Below are 21,990 nucleotides of genomic sequence, written 5' to 3' on the forward strand. Positions count from 1 at the left end.
AGGGTGAGGGCAATCCAGCGACGTGCTCCAAAGCCTGATTCACCGCCAATTCCCCCAACATCACCACTTGCACGATGCGAGGGAGCAGCTCCCTCACGCGGCTGTTTCGCAATTAGTTGGGCAAGCGCTGGTTGTGGAGGACGCGACTCACCACCAATTCACTCAGCATGATCACCTGTTGCAGGATCAGCATTTTTTTGCGGTGAGGACTGTCGACCAAGTCGGCAAGGTCGCGGGCCATGTCACTGGCCGATGACAACGATTCGTAGGCTTCAACGAGCAGGGTTTCGTCGTCGATGGTGGGGTCGATCAGGTAGATCTTGCCGGTTTTGCGAGTAGGTTTTGAGGTTTTGAGCGCGGAAGGATTGAGGTAGAAATTGATCGCCCGTTCTGTGGCCTCTTTGATGTTTTGAGGTTCCAGTGCGGCGTCGTAGGGGATTGGATCGGTATCTGGTGGGTTGGGTGTGGCTTTGAACATAGATAAAGTCTCGTATCGAAATTAACCGGAGCCATCACTTTCGCTACCAAACGAAGGTGGCGGCCATGCGCGGGTTGGTAGACCGGTCGATACGGAAACCCGGCGCTCATGAATGAGCCCCACGCATGTCCACCATATAAAACGCAGCCGCAAAAAAGAGACTGCATAAGGGGGCGCCATACGGCGGTACCGAAGCGGGCTACCAAACCCGATCACTGATTTGCAGTGACAGGCAAACGATATATCCCGACCCATAGCCGCGTAAGCCGGCGGATTCTGGCGTACGCGTAGGTAACGACGCAAGGTGTTGTAGGCGGTATGACGTAACGGGTCGTGTAATTTAAACGCACTCACGGTATCGTGTTTATTGATGGAAATTCTGGATGGCGGTGGTTCGAGTTTTTGCGGTGTGTCAGTTGGATCTACCCCCTCACCCCAGCCCTCTCCCCCAAGGGGGGCGAGGGGGAAAGGGAGCCGATTTTTGTGCTGTTCAAAACCTGAGTTCGACTCGGTATCCCACGTCGGTGTATCTCCAGCAAACACCGCGTTCTGTCCCCTCTCCCTCTGGGAGAGGGCTAGGGTGAGGGTCAGCTCTTAATCCCGTGCCAACGCCTCAATCGGATCAAGCCGCGAGGCATTCCGCGCCGGCACAAACCCGAACACAATCCCGATCAACGTCGAGCACACCACCGCCGTTAGCACCGACGCCAACGAAAACACCATCTCCCATTCCTTGATAAACACCGAAAACAGATGCCCGATCGCATACGACAGGGAAATTCCGATCGCCCCGCCCAACAAACAGACCATCACCGCCTCCACCAAAAACTGCTGACGAATGTCCGACTGCCGCGCGCCCACCGCCATGCGAATGCCAATCTCGCGGGTACGTTCGGTCACCGACACCAGCATGATGTTCATCACGCCGATACCGCCCACCACCAACGAAATCACCGCAATCAGCGACAGCAACAGCGCCAGCGAGCGGCTGGTTTTCTGCACGGTCTGCAGGACGCTGTCGAGGTTGTTGGTGAAGAAATCCTTGGTGCCGTGGCGTTGCAGCAACAGTTGAGTGACGTGCTCTTCCACCACTTTGCTCGGCTGGCCGTCCTTCATGCGCACGCTGATGCTGTCCAGATAACGCTGACCCAACACCCGCCCGGCTGCCGTTTCGTAGGGCACCCAGACGTTGAGGGTCTTGCCCGAGGCGAACAGGCTTTTATCCTGCGCGGCCACGCCGATCACCGTGCAAGGCAGGTTACCGATCAGGATCACCTGGCCCAACGGGTCGACATCCTGGCCAAACAGGCGCTGCCGGGTGTTGTGATCTATGACCACCACCTGCGCCTGGCGCCGTGCATCGTTTTCGCTGAACGGGATACCCGCTGCCATCTTGATCCCGCGCACCTTGAAGTACTGATCGCTGACGCCGTTGACCTGCGCATCCAGGTCGATATTGCGATAGCGCAGCAACAGGCTGCGGCCGATCATCGGCGTGGCGCTGTCGACGTAGTACAGCTGATTCAGCGCGGTGACATCGGCCGGTGTCAGGGTTTCGATGGCCGCTGCACGTTTGTCGCCGTAACTGCTGCCGGGATAGACATCGATGGTGTTGCTGCCAATCGCGGCGATGTCCTTGAGCACGTAGTTCTTGGCGCCCTCGCCCACCGCTGAAATTGACACCACCGAGGTGATGCCAATGACGATGCCAAGCATGGTCAGCAAGGTGCGCATGCGATGGGAAATCAACGCCACCCACGCCATGGCGAACGCCTCTTTGAACAAACCGAGACTGGCAACAAGACGTCGAGAGGCGGTGGCTTTCGGCGTCACCGGTTCGTCGCTGAGCAGCTGCGTGGTGTCGCGTTCGTTGGCGCGGTCGCTGAGGATTTCGCCATCGCTGACTTCGATGATGCGCTCAGCGTTGGCCGCGACTTTCGGGTCGTGGGTCACCAGAATCACCGTGTGCCCTGCCGCGTGCAGCTCCAGCAGGATGCGCATCACCTCTTTGCCGCTGGCCGTGTCGAGAGCGCCGGTCGGTTCGTCGGCGAGGATTACTTCGCCGCCATTCATCAAGGCCCGGGCGATACTCACCCGTTGCTGCTGACCGCCGGAAAGCTGGCTCGGCCGATGCGTCAGGTGCCCTTCCAGACCCAATCGCGCCAATAGCTCACGGGCGCGGGCATGGCGCTGAAGCTGCGGTGTGCCGGCGTAAATCGCCGGCATCTCGACGTTGTGCATCGCGCTCAAATGCGGCAGCAAGTGATAACGCTGGAAGATGAAGCCGAAGTAGTCACGGCGCAGCTCGGCCAGGGCCTGATTGTCCAGATCGCGGGTTTCCTGGCCGTTGATCCTGTAGCTGCCGGCGGTGGCGTAATCGAGGCAACCGAGGATGTTCATCAGCGTCGATTTGCCGGAACCGGAGGCACCAATGATCGCGACCATTTCCCCGGCATTGATCGTCAGATTGATGTTGTTCAGCGCGAGAAACTCGCGGTCGCCGGCGGTGAAGCTGCGGGTGATGCCGGTCAGCTGTAGCAGCGGCTCAGTCATGCTCAGGCCCCCGCCACATTCGTCAGCGGATCACCGATGACCACGCGATCACCTTCCGCCAAGCCATCATTGATCTGCACTTTGACGTTGTTGTTGATCCCGGTCTGCACATTGCGCGACTGCGCGTGGCCCTTGGCGTCGAGCACCCGTACCGGAAAACTGCCATCGGCATTGCGCGGACCGAGCGCCGCCACCGGCACGGTCAGCACCGACTTGGCGGTGTCGAGGATAATGCGCACCTGCGCGGTCATCGAGATGCGCAGGCGATGATCGGGATTGGGCACCTCGAACAAGGCGTTGTAGAACACCGCGCTGCTTTGCTTAGGCGTGCCGGCGGGCGGTGTTTCAAGAAAGTTCTGCGGCGCCGGGTCCGTGCCGCGCAGCTTCGCGTAGTAGCGTTTGTCCTCGCCAAGAATGGTGAAATACACCTCTTGCCCCGGCGCAATGTGGATCACATCGGCCTCGGACACCTGCGCTTTCACCGTCATGGTGTCCAGATCCGCCAGTTTCAGCAGGACCGGCGCCAGTTGGCTGGCGATCACCGTTTGCCCTTCCTGTGTTACCACGCCGACCACATCGCCATCGATCGGCGCAACAATCCGCGTGTAGGCCAGATTGACCTTTGCCGTGTCGATCTGGATGTGCGCGCTTTTGATCTGCGCATCCAGCGACATCAGATTGGCCTGCTGCACCTGATAGTTCGACTCGGCGGTTTCGAAATCCTGACGGGAGATCGAGGCGTCGTCCTGCAAGTTCTTGTAGCGCTCGTAAATCGCTTTGGTCTGCCTCAGTTGAGCCTGAGTGGCGCGTTTTTGCGCTTGCAGGTTTTCCTCATCGACCTGGGCCTGACGCAGGGTGTTCTGCAACACCAGCGGATCGATTTCCGCCAGCCACTGGCCCTTCTTCACCTTGTCGCCAACCTTGACCTTGAGCGACTTCAATTGCCCGGACACTTGCGCGCCGACGTCCACTTGTTTGATGCCTTCAAGCAACCCGGTGGCCAGCACCGCGTTTTCAATATCACTGCGTTCAACGGGCGCCGTCAGATATTGCGGCGCCTCGGCCGGTGCCTGCACCGCATAGAACGCCAATCCCGCGACCGCCACCAACGCCAGACCCATACCGACTTTGCGCAACTTCGACTTTTCCATAAATGACCACAAGTCCGTTCAGGGGTGAGCCCGGCCAGCGGCCGGGCTCTGGTAGATAAACAACAATCAGGAAACCACTTGGCCGGCCGGCACTTTCAGGCCGTCATGCCACCACGCCGCGAGACTGAAGACGTTGGGCGCCTTGAGAATCGTGAAGTGGTTGCCCGGCCCGTACCACACCGCCAGATCCGCAACCTGACGCTGCCAACCCTCGACCATCGCCGCTTGCTCGCGCTGATTGCCCCACGCATCCAGCGTCGGGTCATCGACCAGTGCCAGCCGCACCGGGCCGGTGTAGGCCAGTTGCGGTTGATAGACCGTACGCAATGCCGTGGCGAAGGTGCGCACCGGGCCGTGCATCGCCTGCGCTGACGAACGCGCAGACAACACACCCGCACGCACCATGCCCTCGTGCAACAGGCGCATTTGCGTGGTGTCGTCAGCCTCGGCGAACGCCAGCGGATCGATGCCCAGGGACTTGCCGCTGGACAATTGCAGCGTCTCGATCAAGCGTTCCAGCGCCGCCGTACCGGTGTACGGCTTGCCTGCCGTGCCGTTGCCGCCGGGAGATTCGCTGTCGATCAGGGTCAACGACGCTACCTCACGTCCGATCGCCTGCAACTGCGTGGCCATGGCATGCGCGACCCAACCGCCGAACGAATGGCCGATCAAATGCACCGGGCCTTGCGGATACAGTTGCTCGACGGCTTGCAGATAACACGCCGCTGCCGCTTCTACCTGACTGTGCGGCACGCCGTGACCATCCAGGCCACGCGGTTGCAGACCATAGATCGGCCACTCAGGACCGAGCGCTTCGGTCAGGTGAATGAACCCGGTGACACTGTCGCCCGCCCCCGGCACACAGAAGATCGGCGCATGCCCGGCGTGCCCACTCTGGATCGTCAATACTGGCTGATACACCTGTGGTTGCGGGACCCGCGCCGCCGCCATGGCCTGACTCAAAGCCTGGCCGAGCGCCTGGATATCCGGGTTTTTCATCATGCTGCGGTGATCCCCCGGCACATCGATGCAGCGCAGCAAACCTGTACCGACCTTGTTCTCCCAACCACGGGTCGGACTCGGCTGTGCCTGTCCCGGCATCAATGCCTGGGCGCGGAACAAGTGCACCGGCTGGCTGGCCGGGCTGACGCGGTAATGCGCCAGCGCCAGGCCATGAGCGGCCTCACGATCAAAGTAACTCCAGGCATCCGCTGCGCTTAGTGCGGCCAGTTCCGGGTCAGGCAATTGCTGTTCGCAGCAGCGCTGGAACAGTTCGTCGAAGCCGGTCAGCTCGACTTCAGCCTCAAGCCTTTCGACGTCAGTCAATGCTTGCTGCCCTTCTTCACCGCGCATCTGTGAGCGCGCCCGGCAATGTTCGAGCAATTGACGCTTGTCGCGATGCTCGCCGCTCCAGCGGGTTTTATCCTGGCTGGCTGGATGCGGTGCGTAAGTATCAAGCAGGCCGACAAACGCCACCGCCTCATCGAGACCGAGCAATTGCTGCGCGACTTCGTACGCCAGCAAGCCGCCAAACGACCACCCGGCCAGATGATACGGCCCATGCGGCTGCACCGAGCGGATAATCCCGACCATCCGCGTGGCCATGCACTCAAGGGTGCGCAGTTGCGGCTGCCCCAGTGGCACACCGGGCAAGCCGTAAATCGGAAACTCGCCCTCGATATGCAGGCCCAATGCCGGGAAATATACGTCCCGGCCGCTGAATTCATGAATCAGGAATAGCGCATTACCGCCCTCGCCCGGCCGCACCACGACCAGTCCTTCCGGCTGTTCAGGCACGCCACTGCGCTGGCTGATCAGCGCTGCCAGTGATTCGATACTCGGCCGCTGGAACAGCTCCGCCAGCGTCACCTGTTGCCCCGCCCGCTGCAGCAAGTTGACCAGACGAATCGCCAGCAGCGAATGCCCGCCCAATTCGAAGAAATTGTCGTGACGTCCGACCTGCTCGACCTTGAGCACCTCGCCCCACACCTGCGCAAGCAAGGTTTCAATCTCGCCTTGCGGTGCTTCGTAGTGGCGGCTAAGCACCGCGTCCAAGCTCGGTGCCGGCAGTGCCTGACGATCGATTTTGCCATTGGGACTCAAGGGCAAGGCGTCGAGCGCAACAAACGCGCCCGGCACCATGTACTCCGGCAACTGCTCGAGAATGAACGCGCGCAACGTATCGATAGCGGGCACTGCACTGCCCTCGCGCACAGTAAAATACGCGACCAGACGCTCGTCGCGCATCAGCACCACCACCTCGCGCACCTGCGGGTGCTGGATCAATCGCGCTTCGATTTCACCGAGTTCCAGACGCAAGCCGTGCAGCTTGACCTGAAAGTCGTTGCGCCCGAGGAATTCGAGGTTGCCGTCGGCGCGGTAACGCACCAGATCGCCGGTGCGGTACAAGCGATCACCGGCCACGAACGGGCTGTCGATAAAGCGCTCGGCCTGCATCTGCGGCAGCCCCATGTAACCGCGCGCCACACCGATGCCGCCAATGTGCAACTGGCCGACGACGCCAATCGGCACCGGTTGGTCATGCGCATCGAGCACGTACACACGGGTGTTACAGATGGCCTTGCCAATTGGCAATTCGGATGACGGTACCGGCATGTGCGGTTCCAGTGTCCATGCCGTGCTGTCGACCGTGGCTTCGGTCGGGCCATACACGTTATGCAGGCGCACCCACGGCAGTTGCTGGCGCACGGCAGCGGCCAGTGCCGCCGTGAGTTCGCCGCCACCACAGAAAATATCGCTGAGGCTGGTGCATTCACTGACCTCCTGCAGCTCAACAAACTGCTGCAACAGCGCCGGCACAAACTTGACTACGGTAATCCGTTGCTGACGAATCACTTGCGCCAGATACGCCGGTTCCCGATGACCGCCCGGCCGTGCCAGTACCAGGCGTACGCCGGCCGTCAGCGGCCAGAAGAACTCCCACACCGAGCCATCGAAACTGAATGGCGCTTTCTGCAACAGCGCGCCGTCTGTGGTCGGTGGGCAAATCTGCGAGCCCCAATGCACCAGATTGCACAAGCCACGGTGTTGGAGCATCACGCCTTTCGGTGTGCCGGTAGAACCTGAGGTGTAGATCATGTACGCCAGATTCGAAGGCGTCAGGCCAGGCACCTGCGGATTGCCCTCCGATTGCGCGTGCCAGTTGCATTGGTCAAAGTCGATCACAGCTACGTCGGTCCCGGCAAACAGCGATCGGGTGGCCGAGTGAACCAGCACTGCCACCGGCGCGCAGTCCCTGAGCATAAAGTCGAGGCGCTCCGTCGGGTAAGCCGGATCCAGCGGCACGTAGGCGCCACCGGCCTTGAGAATGCCGAGCAGCCCGACCACCAGATCGAGTCCACGCTCGACGCACAGCGCCACCCGCGCATCCGGCCCCACGCCCTGCTCGCGCAGGTGATGCGCGAGACGGTTGGCACGGGCGTTCAGCTCGCGATAGGTCAGGCTGTGTTCGCCAGCCTGCACGGCGATGGCATCCGGCTGACGCTGCGCCTGCGCTTCAAACAGGCTCTGAATCGGTTGTTCGACCGGGCAATCAACCGCCGTCGCGTTGAAGTCGCCGAGCAAGCGCTGCTGTTCATCCGCCGCGAGCAGGTTGACCTGCGCCAACACAGCTTGGTCATCGCTGACCAGCGCTTTCAGCAAGCGCTGCAAGTAACCACTAAAACGCCGCACGGTCGCCTCATCGAACAACGCCGTGGCGTAGCGCAGCGCGCCACGGATGCCTTGCGGGTTTTCCCCCAGGCTCAGCGACAGGTCGAACTTCACAAAGTGATTTTCCCCGGCCACGCCTTCCAGCGTCAGACCGCCCAATGCCAGGGCCGGCGCGACGCTGCTGTCCCAGCTCACCAGGGTCTGGAACAACGGGGAGTGGGAAAGGCTGCGCAGCGGTCGGGTGATTTCCACCACGTGTTCGAACGGCAGATCCTGATGCGCCTGCGCGGCCAGGGTCTGGGCCTTGACCCGCGCCAGCAGCGCTGCGCCCGTCAGATCACCTGAGGTATCGACACGCAACGCAAGGGTGTTGACGAACATGCCGATCAACCCTTCGATCTCGACGCGGGTACGGTTGGCCACCGGCGAGCCGATGACCACATCGGACTGCCCGGACAAACGAGCGAGCAACATTGCCCAGGCGCTCATGAGCACCATGTACGGTGTCACGGCGTGACGCTGACACAACGCCTTGAGACCGACGCTGGTCTGCTCGTCCAGCACGATCTCGACACTGCCACCGCGATGATCCTGTTGCGCCGGGCGCGGACGGTCGGTCGGCAGGCTCAACAAGGCCGGGGCGCCGGCCAGCGTCTGCTGCCAGTAATCGCTCTGGCGCTGCAGCACCTCACCGCTGAGCCAGCGACGTTGCCACACCGCGTAGTCGGCGTATTGCAAGGCCAGCGGCGGCAGCGGGTCGTCCTCGCCGTAACTGAACGCCTGATACAACGCCATCAATTCACGAGTCAGCACGCCCATCGACCAGCCGTCGGAGATGATGTGGTGCATCGTCAGCAAGAGCACATGGTGCTCATCGGCCAGCCGCACCAACCGTCCCCGAATCAACGGACCGTCCTGCAAATTAAACGGTCCGCGAGCTTCAGTTTCGATCAGCGCGCGCAATGCCTCGTCGGTCTGCGGCTGTTGCCGCCAATCCTCTTCAATCAGCGGCAGGCCACTGTCGACCGGAGCAATCAGCACCTGTGCTTCGTCGTTCAATTGCGCAAAACGACTGCGCAGGGTTTCGTGACGAGCGGCGATCCGCGCCAATGCCCGTTGCAGGGCCACGGCGTCGAGTCGGCCGCGCAAATGCAGGCCTAAAGGAATGTTGTAGGCGGTATTGCCGCCGTCCATCTGCGCGAGGAACCACAAGCGTTGCTGGGCGAACGACAACGGCAGCACCTGATCGCGCGGCGCCGGCAGAATCTGCGGCAAGCTGCTGCGTTCGGCCTGACTCAACACTTCGGCGACTGCCGCCAGTTCCGGGTTGGCGAACAGATCAGCCAGCGCCAGTTCCACACCCAATTGCTGGCGCACCTGGGACAGCATGCGCATGGCCAGCAATGAATGCCCGCCGAGTTCGAAGAAGTTGTCATGGCGCCCAACCTGTTCGACCTGCAACACCTCGGCCCAGACCTGTGCGAGGCTGATTTCCAGTGGATTGGTCGGCGCCTCGTAAACCCGGCTGAGCAGCGCCTCCTGCGTCGGTGCCGGCAGTGCCTTGCGGTCGACCTTGCCGTTGTTGTTCAACGGCAATACGTCGAGTTGCACCCACGCCGTCGGCAGCATGTATTCCGGCAGTCGTGCGTGCAGCTGCGCGTGCAGATCGGCGTTATCCAAGGGTTCATCGTGCGCCGTGTAGTACGCCACCAAACGCGTGGCGTCCTGACCGTCGCGGCGCGCCAGCACCACCGCTTCCTTGATCCCCGGGCATTTCAACAGGCGGTTTTCGATTTCCCCCAGTTCGATGCGGAAGCCACGGATCTTCACCTGATCATCGTTACGCCCGATGCAGTCGAGTTGCCCCGGTGCCAGCCAGCGTGCGAGATCGCCGGTGCGATAGAGCAACGCACCAGGCGTCTCGCTGAACGGATCGCGGAGGAACTTCTCGGCGGTCAGATCCGGCCGGTTCAGGTAACCCAGCGCCACGCCCTGCCCGCCGATATACAGCTCCCCGGTGACGCCCATCGGCACCGGTTGCTGATACGCGTCGAGCACGTACACCTGCGTGTTGCCGATGGGGCCGCCAATCGGCACGTTCTCGGCGTCCTGCGCCACTTCCTGCACTTCGAATGTGGTGGCGTAGGTGGTGGTTTCGGTCGGGCCGTAGCAATGCACGATGCGCAACGCGGGTGCTTCGGCCAACAGTCGACGGAACGCCGCCGGATCACCACGTTCACCACCACACAAGAGGATGCGCAAGCCCTTGAGCGCCTGCGCAATCAGCTGCACGTACTGGTTGAACAGCGCGGTGGTGACGAACAGGATCGTCGCGCCACTGGCACTCAGTTCGCGGCCGAAGGCATTCGGATCGAGCAGGGTTTGATGGTCAATGATCACCACGCGACCGCCATTGAGCAGCGGCCCCCAGATGTCCATGGTGCTCGCATCGAACGCCGGATTCGAGGCGAACACCACGCGATCCTGTGCATTGAAATCGGCGTAACCGTTGTTGAGCACCAAGCGGCCGATGCCCCGGTGCGGCACCATTACCCCTTTCGGCGTGCCGGTGGAACCCGAGGTGTACATGATGTACGCCAGGGCCTCGGACGACTGCAGCAGGTTCGGGTTGTGCGTCGGCTGACCGCTGAGGGTCAGCATGTCCAGATCGATACGCGGTGCGGCGTAGTCGATGACTTCGCCGCTCAAGGTCAACAGCGCCACCGCTTGGCAATCATCGACCATGAACGCCTGGCGCTCGCTCGGTGCATTGATGTCCAGCGGCACATAGGCCGCCGCGCATTTGGCAACGGCCAGTTGCGCCACCAGCAACTCCAGCGAACGTGGCAGCAGAATCGCCACGTGATCGCCCGGCTGCACCCCGTGAGCAATCAGGTGATGGGCCAAGCGGTTGGCTTGCGCGTTGAGTTCAAAGTAGCTCAGTGAATGTGCACCATGCACTGCCGCCACAGCCTTGGGATGCGCGGCTGCCTGCTGTTGGAAAACCCCGTGTACGGTCAGTGTTTGCGGGTAGTCACGCGCCGTGGCGTTGAAGTCGTACAGCAAGCGCTGGCGCTCATCGTTTGCCAGCAATGGCACACGTTCCAGCACCGTTTGATCATCGATAACCATCGCGTCGAGCAGACGTTCGAAGTAGCCGATGTAACGCTTGATCGTCAGCGCATCGAACAGCGCCGTGGCGTAGTTCAGCGTGCCACGAATCACCCCGTTGACCTCGCCCAGTGTCAGCGTCAGGTCAAACTTGGCGACCTCGCCCGGCCCGGCAACACCCTCCAGTGTCAGCTCGCCCAACGCCAGTTGCGGGCCGACACTGCTGTCCCAGCTCAGCGTGGTCTGGAACAACGGGCTGTGCGCCAGACTGCGCAGCGGTCGGGCGATTTCCACCACTTGTTCAAACGGCAAATCCTGATGCGCTTGCGCCTCCAGTGTCCGCGCCTTTACCCGCGCCAGCAGCGCTTCGACACTCGGCGCGTCCGAGGTGTCGATGCGCAAAGCGAGTGTATTGACGAACATGCCGATCAAGCCTTCGATTTCAGCGCGGCTGCGGTTGGCCACCGGCGCACCGATCACCACATCGGTTTGCCCGGACAGACGACTCATCAGCAGCGCCCAGGCGCTCGTCAAGGTCATGAACAGGGTCGTGCCGTGACGCTGGCTCAACGTTTTAAGGCCAGTGCTCAAGCGTTCGTCCAGCAACACCTCGACGTTGCCGCCGGTGTAATCCTGCTGCGCCGGGCGCGGGCGATCGGTGGGCAACGTCAACAAGGCCGGCGCGCCGTCGAGGGTCTGCTGCCAATAGTCGCTTTGCCGCTGCAGCACTTCACCGCTGAGCCACTGACGTTGCCACACGGCGTAGTCACCGTATTGCAAGGTCAGTGGCGGCAGCGGATCAGGCTGACCGTGGCTGAACGCTTGATACAACGCCATCAACTCAGCGGTCAGCACGCCCATCGACCAACCGTCGGCGACGATGTGATGCACGGTCAACAGCAAAACACAGTGATCGTCGGCCAGGCGCACCAACCGTCCGCGAATCAACGGATCGTTGTGCAGATCAAACGCTGTCGAGGCTTCCTGCGCCATCAATCCCTGCACGGTGTGCTCGGCTTGCAAGTCCTGGCGCAGATCTTCCACGCGCAACAGTAAACCGCTGTCGACCGGGGCAATCGACACGTGTGCGCTGTCGTCGAGGCTGATGAAACGGCTGCGCAAGGTTTCGTGGCGGGCAACGATGCGTGCCAGCGCCGCTTGCAGGGCATCGATGTCAAGTCGACCGCGCAGACGCAGGCCAATAGGGATGTTGTACGCCGAGTTGCCACCCGTCATCTGCGCCAGGAACCACAGGCGTTGTTGGGCGAAGGACATCGGCAACGGTTGATCACGCGGTGCCGGCACAATGTCCGGTAGCGCGCTGCACCCGGCGCGATTCAATACTTCAGCGACTGCGCTCAATTGCGCGTCGGCAAACAGGTCACTCAGCGCCAGTTCGACGCCGAGGCGCTGACGGATCAGCGAGACCATGCGCATCGCCAACAGCGAATGACCGCCGAGTTCGAAGAAATGATCGTGACGGCCGACCTGCTCGACTTGCAGCACTTCGGCCCAAATCTGCGCCAGTGCGGTTTCCAGTTGGCCTTGCGGCGCCTCGTATTCGCGGGCCGGCAACGCGGCCAGATCCGGTTTCGGCAACGCTCGGCGGTCGACCTTGCCATTGGCGGTCAGCGGCAAAGCTTCGAGCCGGACAAACGCTGCCGGCACCATGTAATCCGGCAACTGCGTCAACAGCTGTGCGCGCAAGTCGCCCACCGCCAGTGGCTCGGCCCCCGTCTGTTCGGTGAAATAGGCCACCAGTCGCGGCTGACCGGGTTGGTCTTCGCGGGCCAGCAGCACCGCTTCGTTAATCCCGGGGAGCCGATTGAGGCGGGTCTCGATTTCACCCAATTCAATGCGCATGCCACGGATTTTCACCTGGTCGTCGTTACGCCCCAGGTAGTCGAGCGAGCCGTCTTCGCGCCAACGGGCAAGGTCACCGGTGCGGTACATGCGCGCATTCGGCGTGTTGCTGAACGGGTCTTGCAGAAAGCGCTCGGCGGTCAGGTCGGCGCGGTTCAGATAACCCCGGGCCACGCCCGCGCCACCGACGTACAACTCGCCCATGACGCCCATGGGCACCGGACGTTGCTGCTCGTCGAGCAAGTACACCGCCGCGTTCGCCACCGGTTGGCCGATGTGCAACGCCGCACCGACTTCAATACGTCCTGAAGTCGCGACCACAGTGGCCTCGGTCGGGCCGTAGTTGTTGATCACCGCGAAGCGCTGCTGACGGCTGAACTGGCGCAAGCGATCGCCACCGATCAACAGAGTGCGCAAAGTCGGGTGATCGAGGTTCTGGCTGAACGCGTATTCGGCGACCGGGGTCGGCAAAAAGCTCACGTCCAGCGGTTGCGCACGCCACCATTCGAGCAAGGCATCGACGTCTTCCGCGCCGTCGTGAGTAGGTGCCAGATGCACCGTGGCGCCCGCGCACAGAGCCGGCCAGACTTCCCACGCCATCGCATCGAAGCCAAATCCGGCAAGGCTTGAGGTGTGGCTGCCGGCGTGTAAATCGAATGCATCACAGTGCCAGTCGACCAGATTGGACAGCGTCTGATGCTCGACCATGACCCCTTTGGGCAGACCGGTCGAACCCGAGGTGTAGATCACGTACGCCAGATGCGTAGCGCTCAGGCCCGGCACTGCAGGGTTGTGCTGCGCCTGCGCTGGCCAGGCGCACAGGTCGACATCGATCACTGGCACGGTCAGCAGTGGCAGTCTCTTGTGCAGATCGCTTTGCGTGAGCACCGCAGCCGGCGCGCTGTCGCCGAGCAAATAGCTGATCCGCTCGGCAGGATGCGCCGGATCGATCGGCACATAGCCGGCGCCGGCCTTGAGGATGGCGACCAGCCCGACCAATGTATCCAGCCCCCGGCGGGCGACAATGGCCACGCGGTCATCGGCTTTCACCCCGATGGCGATCAAGTGATGAGCCAAGGCATTGGCCTGGCGATTGAGCTGCAAGTAAGTCAGTGGCTGTCCGGCAAACAGCGCTGCAATAGCCTGCGGACGCTCGGTGACCTGCGATTCGAAGCGCTGGGCAATCGTCAGCTCACGCGGGTAGTCAGCCTCGGTCGCATTGAAATCCACCAGCAACTGTTCGCGCTCATCTGCCGGCAGGATCGACAACCGGTCAAAGCCCACGTGCGGCGTGTGCTCCAGTGCCTCCAGCAACGTCATCAACGCACCCTGCATGTACCCGCAGATACGCTGTGCATCAATCCCCGCACCGGCCAATACCTTCAGGCGGAAGTCTTCGCCGAGATCATCAACGCTGAGGGTCAGGCGATAGTTGCTGTGCTCCTCGGCTGCCAGCAATTGCATGCCCTGCCACGCCGCTTGCACCTCTGCGGATATCGGCCCGACCGGGGTGCTGTGACGATAGTTGAGCAGCGTGCTGAACAGCGGCGTGCCCGCCGGCATCGCGCTGCACTGTTGCACCTGCGCCAGTTGCGCGTGCTCGTGAGCGAGCAACTGACTCAAGCGTTGATGGGTCGCCAGCGCCGCACCTTTAACGCTGTGCGCATTCAGTTCGATGCACAGCGGCAAGGTGTTGATGAACACACCCAGCGCTCGCTCCGCTCCTTCGCCGCCCTGCAATCGGCCAAGCAAAACCGTGCCAAAGACCACGGCGTCGCGCCCGGACAATTGCCCCAGCACCTGCGCCCAGGCGAGGTGCATCAGGCTGGCGGCGCTGACACCCAAGCGCCGTGCCTGTTGCCGGACGCTGTGGCTGATTGTGTTTTCCAGCGCCAACTGCGCTTCTTGCGCGGGCCCGTCATGGGCCAGATTCTGGCCATAGGGCAAGGTCGGCTCATTGATCGCGCCGAGCATTTCGCGGAAGAAGCTTTCGTGCTCTTGCGCGCTAAGCCCGGCGCGGGTGTGCGCCACGTAATTGCGATACGGCACCGGCTCGCTCAAGTGTGCGGCGTTGCCCAGCAGAAACGCCTGCATCTCGTGCTGCAACACCTCAAGCGCCACGTGATCCATGACCAAATGATGAAACAGCAACAACGCAACCACGCGGTGATTGGACACATCGCGGCTGTACACCACGCGCATCAGCGGCGCCTCGGTGACGGGCATGCGGTAGTTATCGATGGTGAAGCGCTCACGCAACAGGCTCAGTGCGTCGCCCGCTTCGGTGTCCAGCTGCAAGGCCTCGCAGCCCAGCGAAGCCTCACGCCAGACCACTTGCACCGGTTCTTCAAGGCCTTCCCAGAACAGCGAAGTGCGCAGAATGTCATGGCGCTCGATCACCCGTTGCAGTGCCTCAGTGAATACCTGCAAACGCTGCTCGTCGGCGAAGGCAAACTGCGCCTGCAGCACATACGGATCACCCTGCGCAGCCGACAGATGATGGAACAGGATGCCGGTCTGCAACGGCGCCAGCGGGTAGATATCCTGCACGTTGCGCGCACCGCCGGGGATACTCGCAACGATTCGGTCAAGCGTCGCTTGATCCAGCGCCACCAGTGGCAGCAGTTCGGGCGTGATGCGCGTGCAATCGGCCGGAACAAGATTGGCCGGCACCGCTGCCTCAGGCTCTCCGCCCACCGCCGCAGCCAATGCGGCCAGCGTCGGTTGGCCGAACAGCACGCGGATATCCACCGACAGTCCGGCCCGGCGCATGCGCGCAACCAGATTGACCGCGAGCAACGAGTGGCCGCCCAGTTCGAAGAAATGATCAAAGCGCCCGACCAGCTCGACCTTCAGCAGCTCGGCCCAGAGGCCGGCAATGACCGTTTCAACTTCACCGAGCGGGGCTTCGTACTCGCGGGTCAGCAGTGCAGTCTGGTCGGGAGCCGGCAAGGCTTGACGATCCAGTTTGCCGTTGGGGCTCAGCGGCAAGGCCTGCAAATGCACAAACACGGCAGGCACCATGTAATCCGGCAGATGCTTGAGCAATTGGCTGCGTAGCTGATCTGTTTCCAGTGGCTCGCCGCTGTAATACGCCACCAGCCGCTGATCGCCCGGCACGTCTTCACGGGCCAGCACGGCCGCTTCACGCACGCCATCAATGTGCGCGAGATGCGCCTGAATCTCGCCCAGTTCAATCCGCAAACCACGGATCTTGACCTGATCGTCGTTGCGCCCCAGGTACTCGATGTTGCCATCAGCCAGATACCGTGCGACGTCCCCGGTGCGGTACAAACGCGCGTCGGCCTGATCGCTGAATGAGTCGTCAAGGAAGCGCTCGGCCGTCAGCTCCGGCCGATTCAGATACCCCCGCGCCACCTGCCCACCGCCCAGATACATCTCACCGACCACACCGAATGGCACCGGTTGCTGATGAGCATCAAGGATATACACGCGGGTATTGCACAGCGGTTTGCCGATCGGCGGCGTGCCGTCCGGCACCGGCGAATCCGCCTCCAGCGTCCACACGGTGCTGTCGACGGTGGCTTCGGTCGGGCCATACACGTTGTGCAGGCGTACCTGCGGCAGACGCTCGCGGACGCTGCGCACCAACGCGGCAGTCAGCTCACCGCCGCCACAAAACACATCAGTAAGACTGCGGCACTCGCCCACCTCTTCCACTTCAAGGAATTGCCGCAACAGCGCCGGTACAAACTGGACGACATTGACCTGTTGCTCACGAATCAGTTGCACCAGCGCGGCCGGATCGCGGTGATCATCCGGGCCGGCGAGAACCAGGCGCATCCCGCAGCTCAACGGCCAGAACAGTTCCCATACCGAGGCGTCGAAACTGAACGGGGTTTTCTGCAACAGCGCGGCGCCGGTAGAAAGCGGACACAGTCCGGCGCTCCAGTGCAGCAGATTGCCCAGGTTGCGGTGCTCGACCATCACGCCTTTCGGTGTACCGGTGGAGCCGGAGGTGTAAATCACATAAGCCAGGTTCGCGGCGCTCAGGCCGGGTACCTGCGGATTGTTTTGCGCCAGGTTTTGCCAGGTGCACTGGTCGAAATCGACCTGCACGCCCGCCCACTCGCCGATCAGCGCACGCGTCGGCGCATGCACCAGCAGCACCGTTGGTGCGCTGTCCTCAAGCATGTAGACCAGACGTTCGGCAGGATACCCCGGGTCGAGCGGCACATAAGCGCCGCCAGCCTTGAGAATCGCCAGCAGACCGACCAGCAACTGCGGCCCGCGTTCGACACAGATCGCCACCCGCGAATCGCTACCCACGCCGCACTGGCGCAGGTGATGGGCGAGTTGGTTGGCGCGGCGGTTCAGTTCGGAGTAACTCAAACGCAATTCACCGGCCACCACGGCATCAGCGTCTGGCGTGCGCAACACCTGCGCTTCGAAGCGACCATGAACGGTCTGCTCGAGATCGTGGGCGACGGCGGTTGCGTTGAGATCGAACAGCAGATGCTGACGCTCGTCATCCGCCAACAACGCCACCTGCTCCAGCACCGCTTGATCATTGCTGACCATCGCCTGCAACAGGCGCTGGAAGTAGCCGACGTAACGTTGAATAGTCGACTCATCGAACAAGGCAACGGCGTACTCCAGCACACCGCGAATCCCGTCCGGCACCTCTGCCAGCGTCAGTGACAGATCAAATTTGGCAAAGTGGCTTGGTTCGGCGACGCTTTCCAGCGTCAGCTCGCCCAGACTCAGGCTCGCGCCATGGCCGCTGTCCCAACTGAACATCGCTTGGAACAACGGGCTGTGCGCCATGCTGCGCTCAGGCCGGGTGATTTCCACCACTTGTTCGAACGGCAGATCCTGATGCGCTTGCGCATCCAACGTCCGCGCCTTGACCCGCGCCAGCAGCGCCTCGGTGCTCAAAGCGCCCGAGGTATCGATACGCAAGGCCAGCGTGTTGACGAACATGCCGATCAAGCCTTCGATCTCGGCGCGGGTACGGTTGGCCACCGGCGAACCGATGACCACTTCCGATTGCCCGGACAAACGACTCAACAGACTCGCCCAGGCACTGAGCATGAGCATGTACATGGTAACGCCGTGACGCTGGGCCAAGGCCTTGAGCCCGGCACTCAGGCGTTCGTCGAGCACCACGTCGACGGTGCTGCCGGCGTAATCCTGCTGTGCCGGCCGGACGCGGTCAGTCGGCAGCGTCAACAGTGCCGGAACGCCCGCCAAGGTCTGTTGCCAGTATTCACTCTGGCGCTGCAACACCTCGCCACTGAGCCAGCGTCGCTGCCACACCGCGTAATCGGTGTATTGCAGCGGCAGCGGCGGCAGTGGATCCGCCTGCCCCTGGCTGAAGGCCTGATACAGCGCCATCAGTTCGCGGGTCAAAACGCCCATCGACCAACCATCAGAAATAATGTGATGCATCGTCAGCAACAGCACGTGATGATCGTCGGCCAGACGCACCAGCCGTCCGCGAATCAGCGCATCGTCCTCCAAATCGAACGGCCCCGAGGCTTCGCCCTGAATCAGCGCCTGCAAGGCCTGGTCCGGTTGCGGGTGTTGGCGCAGGTCTTCAACGCGCAGCAGCAGACCGCTGTCGACCGGGGCGATCAGCACTTGCGCCTGGTCATTGAACTGGGCGAAACGGCTGCGCAGGGTTTCGTGACGCGCAACGATACGCGCCAAGGCTTGTTGCAGCGCATGCTCATTCAGTTGCCCACGCAGGCGCAGGCCGATGGGAATGTTGTACGCGGTGTTGGCACCTTCCATTTGTGCGAGAAACCACAAGCGTTGCTGGGCGAACGACAGCGGCAACGCGCCGTCACGGGCCACCGCGACAATCTCCGGTTGCGTGCTGCGCCCGGCCTGCGCCACCGCCTCGGCAACCGCTGCCAGTTCGGCGTTGGCGAACAGATCGCCCAGCGCCAGTTCCACGCCAAGACGCTGGCGAACCTGGGACACCATGCGCATGGCCAACAGCGAGTGACCACCGAGTTCGAAGAAATGGTCCTGACGCCCGACTCGCTCGACTTGCAGCACCTGCGCCCAGATCTGTGCCAAGGCGCTTTCCAGTTCGTTGTGCGGTGCCGCGTATTCGCGGGTGAACAGCGCCGCACGCTCGGGTTTCGGCAGGGCCTTGCGGTCGACCTTGCCATTGGCGGTCAACGGCAGTGCGTCGAGTTTGACGAAGGCCACCGGCACCATGTACTCCGGCAGCTGGGTCAACAGGTGCGTGCGCAACTCGGCTACGGCCAGCGGTTCAACCTGACTCTGCTCGGTAAAATACGCCACCAGTCGCGGCTGGCCGGGTTCATCTTCACGCGCCAGCAACACCGCTTCCTGAATACCGGGCAACTGATTGAGGCGGGTTTCGATTTCACCGAGTTCGATGCGCACGCCGCGGATTTTTACCTGATCGTCGTTACGCCCCACGTAGTCAATCGTGCCGTCCGCGCGCCAGCGTGCGAGGTCGCCGGTGCGATACATGCGGGCATTCGGCACGGGACTGAACGGGTCATGGAGGAAGCGCTCGGCGCTCAGGTCGGCGCGATTCAAATAGCCGCGCGCGACCCCGGCACCGCCAACGTACAACTCGCCCATGACGCCAATCGGCACCGGACGCTGCTGTTCATCGAGCAGGTACACCGTGGCATTGGTCACCGGTTTGCCGATGTGCAAGGCATCGCCTGCCTCGATGCGTCCAGAGGTGGCAACCACGGTGGCTTCGGTCGGGCCGTAGTTGTTGATCACATCGAATTGCTGGTTGCGGCTGAACTGGCGCAAGCGGTCGCCACCGATCAGCAGCGTACGCAACGTCGGGTGTTCGAGGTTCTGGCTGAAGGCGTATTCGGCGACGGGCGTCGGCAGAAAACTGACGTCCAATGGCTGCGCGCGCCACCAGTCGAGCAGCGCATCGATATCCTCGGTGCCTTCGTGAGTCGGTGCCAGGTGCAAGGTCGCGCCGGCACACAACGCCGGCCAGACTTCCCAGGCCATGGCGTCGAAACCGAACCCGGCAAGGCTTGAAGTGTGGCGCCCGGCGCACAGATCAAACGCGCTGCAATGCCAATCGACCAGATTCGACAAGGTGCGGTGTTCGACCATCACGCCTTTGGGCAGGCCGGTGGAACCGGAGGTGTAGATCACGTAGGCCAGATGAGCGGCGGTCAGAGCCGGCACCTGCGGATCAGGGGTCTCGCTCAGCGGCCAGGTGCGCGGGTCAAGATCGATCACCGGCACCGCCAGCGCCGGCAAGCGCTCCCGCAGATTATTCTGGGTGAGCACTGCGACGGGGGCGCTGTCGCTGAGCAAGTAGTGCAGACGCTCGGCCGGGTGCGCCGGGTCGACCGGTACATAACCGGCGCCGGCCTTGAGAATGGCGACCAGCCCGACCAGCGTATCGAGGCCACGGCGGGCGACGATGGCGACGCGATCGTCGGGCTTCACACCCAGTGCGATCAGATGATGGGCCAAGGCATTGGCATGCCGGTTGAGTTCGGCATAACTCAATTGCTCACCCAGGCACTGTGCTGCCAGCGCTTCTGGTCGCTGCGCCACTTGCGCCTCGAAACGTTGGGCAATGGTCAACGTTGCCGGGTAGTCGGCCTGAGTGGCATTGAACGCCAACAGCACCTGCTCGCGCTCGGCCGCCGGCAGAATCGGCAACTGGTTGATTGCGGTATCGGGCGCCTGCTCCAGTGCCAGCACCAGACTTTCCAGGGCGCAGTGCAAGTAATCGCAGATACGCTGTGGATCGACCTCGGTGGTAGCCAGCAAGGTCAGGCTGAACGCATCGCCGAAATCATCAACGCTGAGGGTCAGCGGATAGTTGGTGCGTTCTTCGGAGCTGATCGTGCTGATGCCTTCCCAGGCGGCAAGCACCTCGGCACTGGCCGTCGCCGCCGTGTGGCTGTGACGGTAATTGAGCAAGGCACTGAACAACGGCGTCGGCGCGACCACACCACTGCAACGCTGTGCCAGGGCCAGCGGCGCGTGTTCGTGGCGCATCAGCGTGGTCAGGCGTTTGTGGGTCGCCTCCACCGCCGCACGCACGCCTTGCGCATCGACATCGACCCGCAGCGGCAAGGTATTGATGAAAATTCCCAGCGCCCGTTCGGTGGCTTCGGCGCCCTGCATGCGCCCCATCAGCACCGTACCGAACACCACGTTTTGCTTGCCAGTGAGCACCGCCAGTACCTGCGCCCAGCCCAGATGAAACAGGCTCGCGGCACTCACGCCGAGCTGCCGCGCCTGCGCGCGCAGACGCTGGCCGAGCAACGGGTTGATCGGCAGGCTCAGTTCGGCGATGCCGAGGCCGTCACCCTGCACATCCTGCAAACCGTAGGGCAGCGTCGGCTCGGCAATGTCAGCGAGCATCTCGCGGAAAAAAACCTCGTGCTCGGCTTCGCTGATGCCCAGCCGCGCTTGCGCCACGTAATTGCGAAACGGCACCGGGCGCCCGAGCGTTTGATCCTGGCCGGTGAGGCAGGCGAGCAGTTCGTGACGCACTACATCGAGTGCCGAGTGGTCCAACGCCATGTGATGAAACAACAACGTCGCGACCACGCGCTGACCGTCCTCGTCCCATGCGTAGGCCAGACGCATCATCGGCGCGCACCGGACGTCCAGACGGAAATGCCGCGCATCGAAACGCTCGTGCAGTTGCTGCAGCGCAGCGCTTGCGCCGTCTGCCAGCACGACCTCTTCGATCGGCAACTGTGCCTGACGCCAGACCACTTGCAGCGGCACGTCCAGCCCCTCCCAATGCACCGCTGTGCGCAGGATGTCGTGGCGATCGATGACTTTTTGCAAGGCTTGAGCGAAGTCCTGCAGACGCTCATGGCTGCTGAACGCGAAGTACGATTGCATGACGTAGGGATCGCCCTGCTCGTTGCTCGCGTGGTGATAGAGAATCCCCTCCTGCAACGGCGCCAGTGGGTAGATATCCTGCACGTTGGCGGCGCCGCCCGGTACCTCGGCGAGCAAGCGGTCAAGGGTCGGCTGATCCACGTCAGCCAGAGTCACCATCGCTGGCGTGATGTGCGTGGTGCCGGGAAGAATGCCGTTGGCCGGCACATCGATCTGGCCAACGCGGGTGGCCGAGTATTGCCCGGCCTTGATCAGTTCGATCAGTGCCGGTTTGTGCTCGCGCAGCGCCGCCAGCAGCGCCGGATC

General features: G+C 62.4%; 4 protein-coding genes and 1 pseudogene. All 5 read right to left on the minus strand.

What is annotated here, in order from left to right; all coding sequences use genetic code 11:
- Positions 1-112: 112 nt before the first annotated feature.
- On the minus strand, positions 113-478 hold the full coding sequence (locus tag ACI514_RS13130) for a DUF6124 family protein (protein ID WP_405124014.1): 366 nt from the start codon (positions 476-478) through the stop codon (positions 113-115).
- 594 nt (positions 479-1,072) lie between these two features.
- A complete protein-coding gene (locus ACI514_RS13135; protein ID WP_405124015.1) occupies positions 1,073-3,031 on the minus strand; it encodes a MacB family efflux pump subunit in 1,959 nt (652 codons plus the stop codon).
- 2 nt (positions 3,032-3,033) lie between these two features.
- The gene (macA, locus tag ACI514_RS13140) at positions 3,034-4,182 is read right to left on the minus strand and encodes a macrolide transporter subunit MacA (RefSeq protein ID WP_405124016.1); all 1,149 of its coding nucleotides are present in this window, start codon (positions 4,180-4,182) and stop codon (positions 3,034-3,036) included.
- A gap of 66 nt (positions 4,183-4,248) precedes the next feature.
- The gene (locus ACI514_RS13145; RefSeq protein ID WP_405124221.1) at positions 4,249-5,979 is read right to left on the minus strand and encodes an alpha/beta fold hydrolase; all 1,731 of its coding nucleotides are present in this window, start codon (positions 5,977-5,979) and stop codon (positions 4,249-4,251) included.
- A gap of 15 nt (positions 5,980-5,994) precedes the next feature.
- Positions 5,995-21,900 (minus strand): annotated as a pseudogene (locus tag ACI514_RS13150) (non-ribosomal peptide synthase/polyketide synthase); the annotation flags it as partial.
- Between the last annotated feature and the right edge of the window lie 90 nt (positions 21,901-21,990).

Origin of the sequence: Pseudomonas sp. M20, from assembly GCF_045037865.1 — a bacterium.
In the GTDB taxonomy this organism is placed as follows: Bacteria; Pseudomonadota; Gammaproteobacteria; order Pseudomonadales; family Pseudomonadaceae; genus Aquipseudomonas.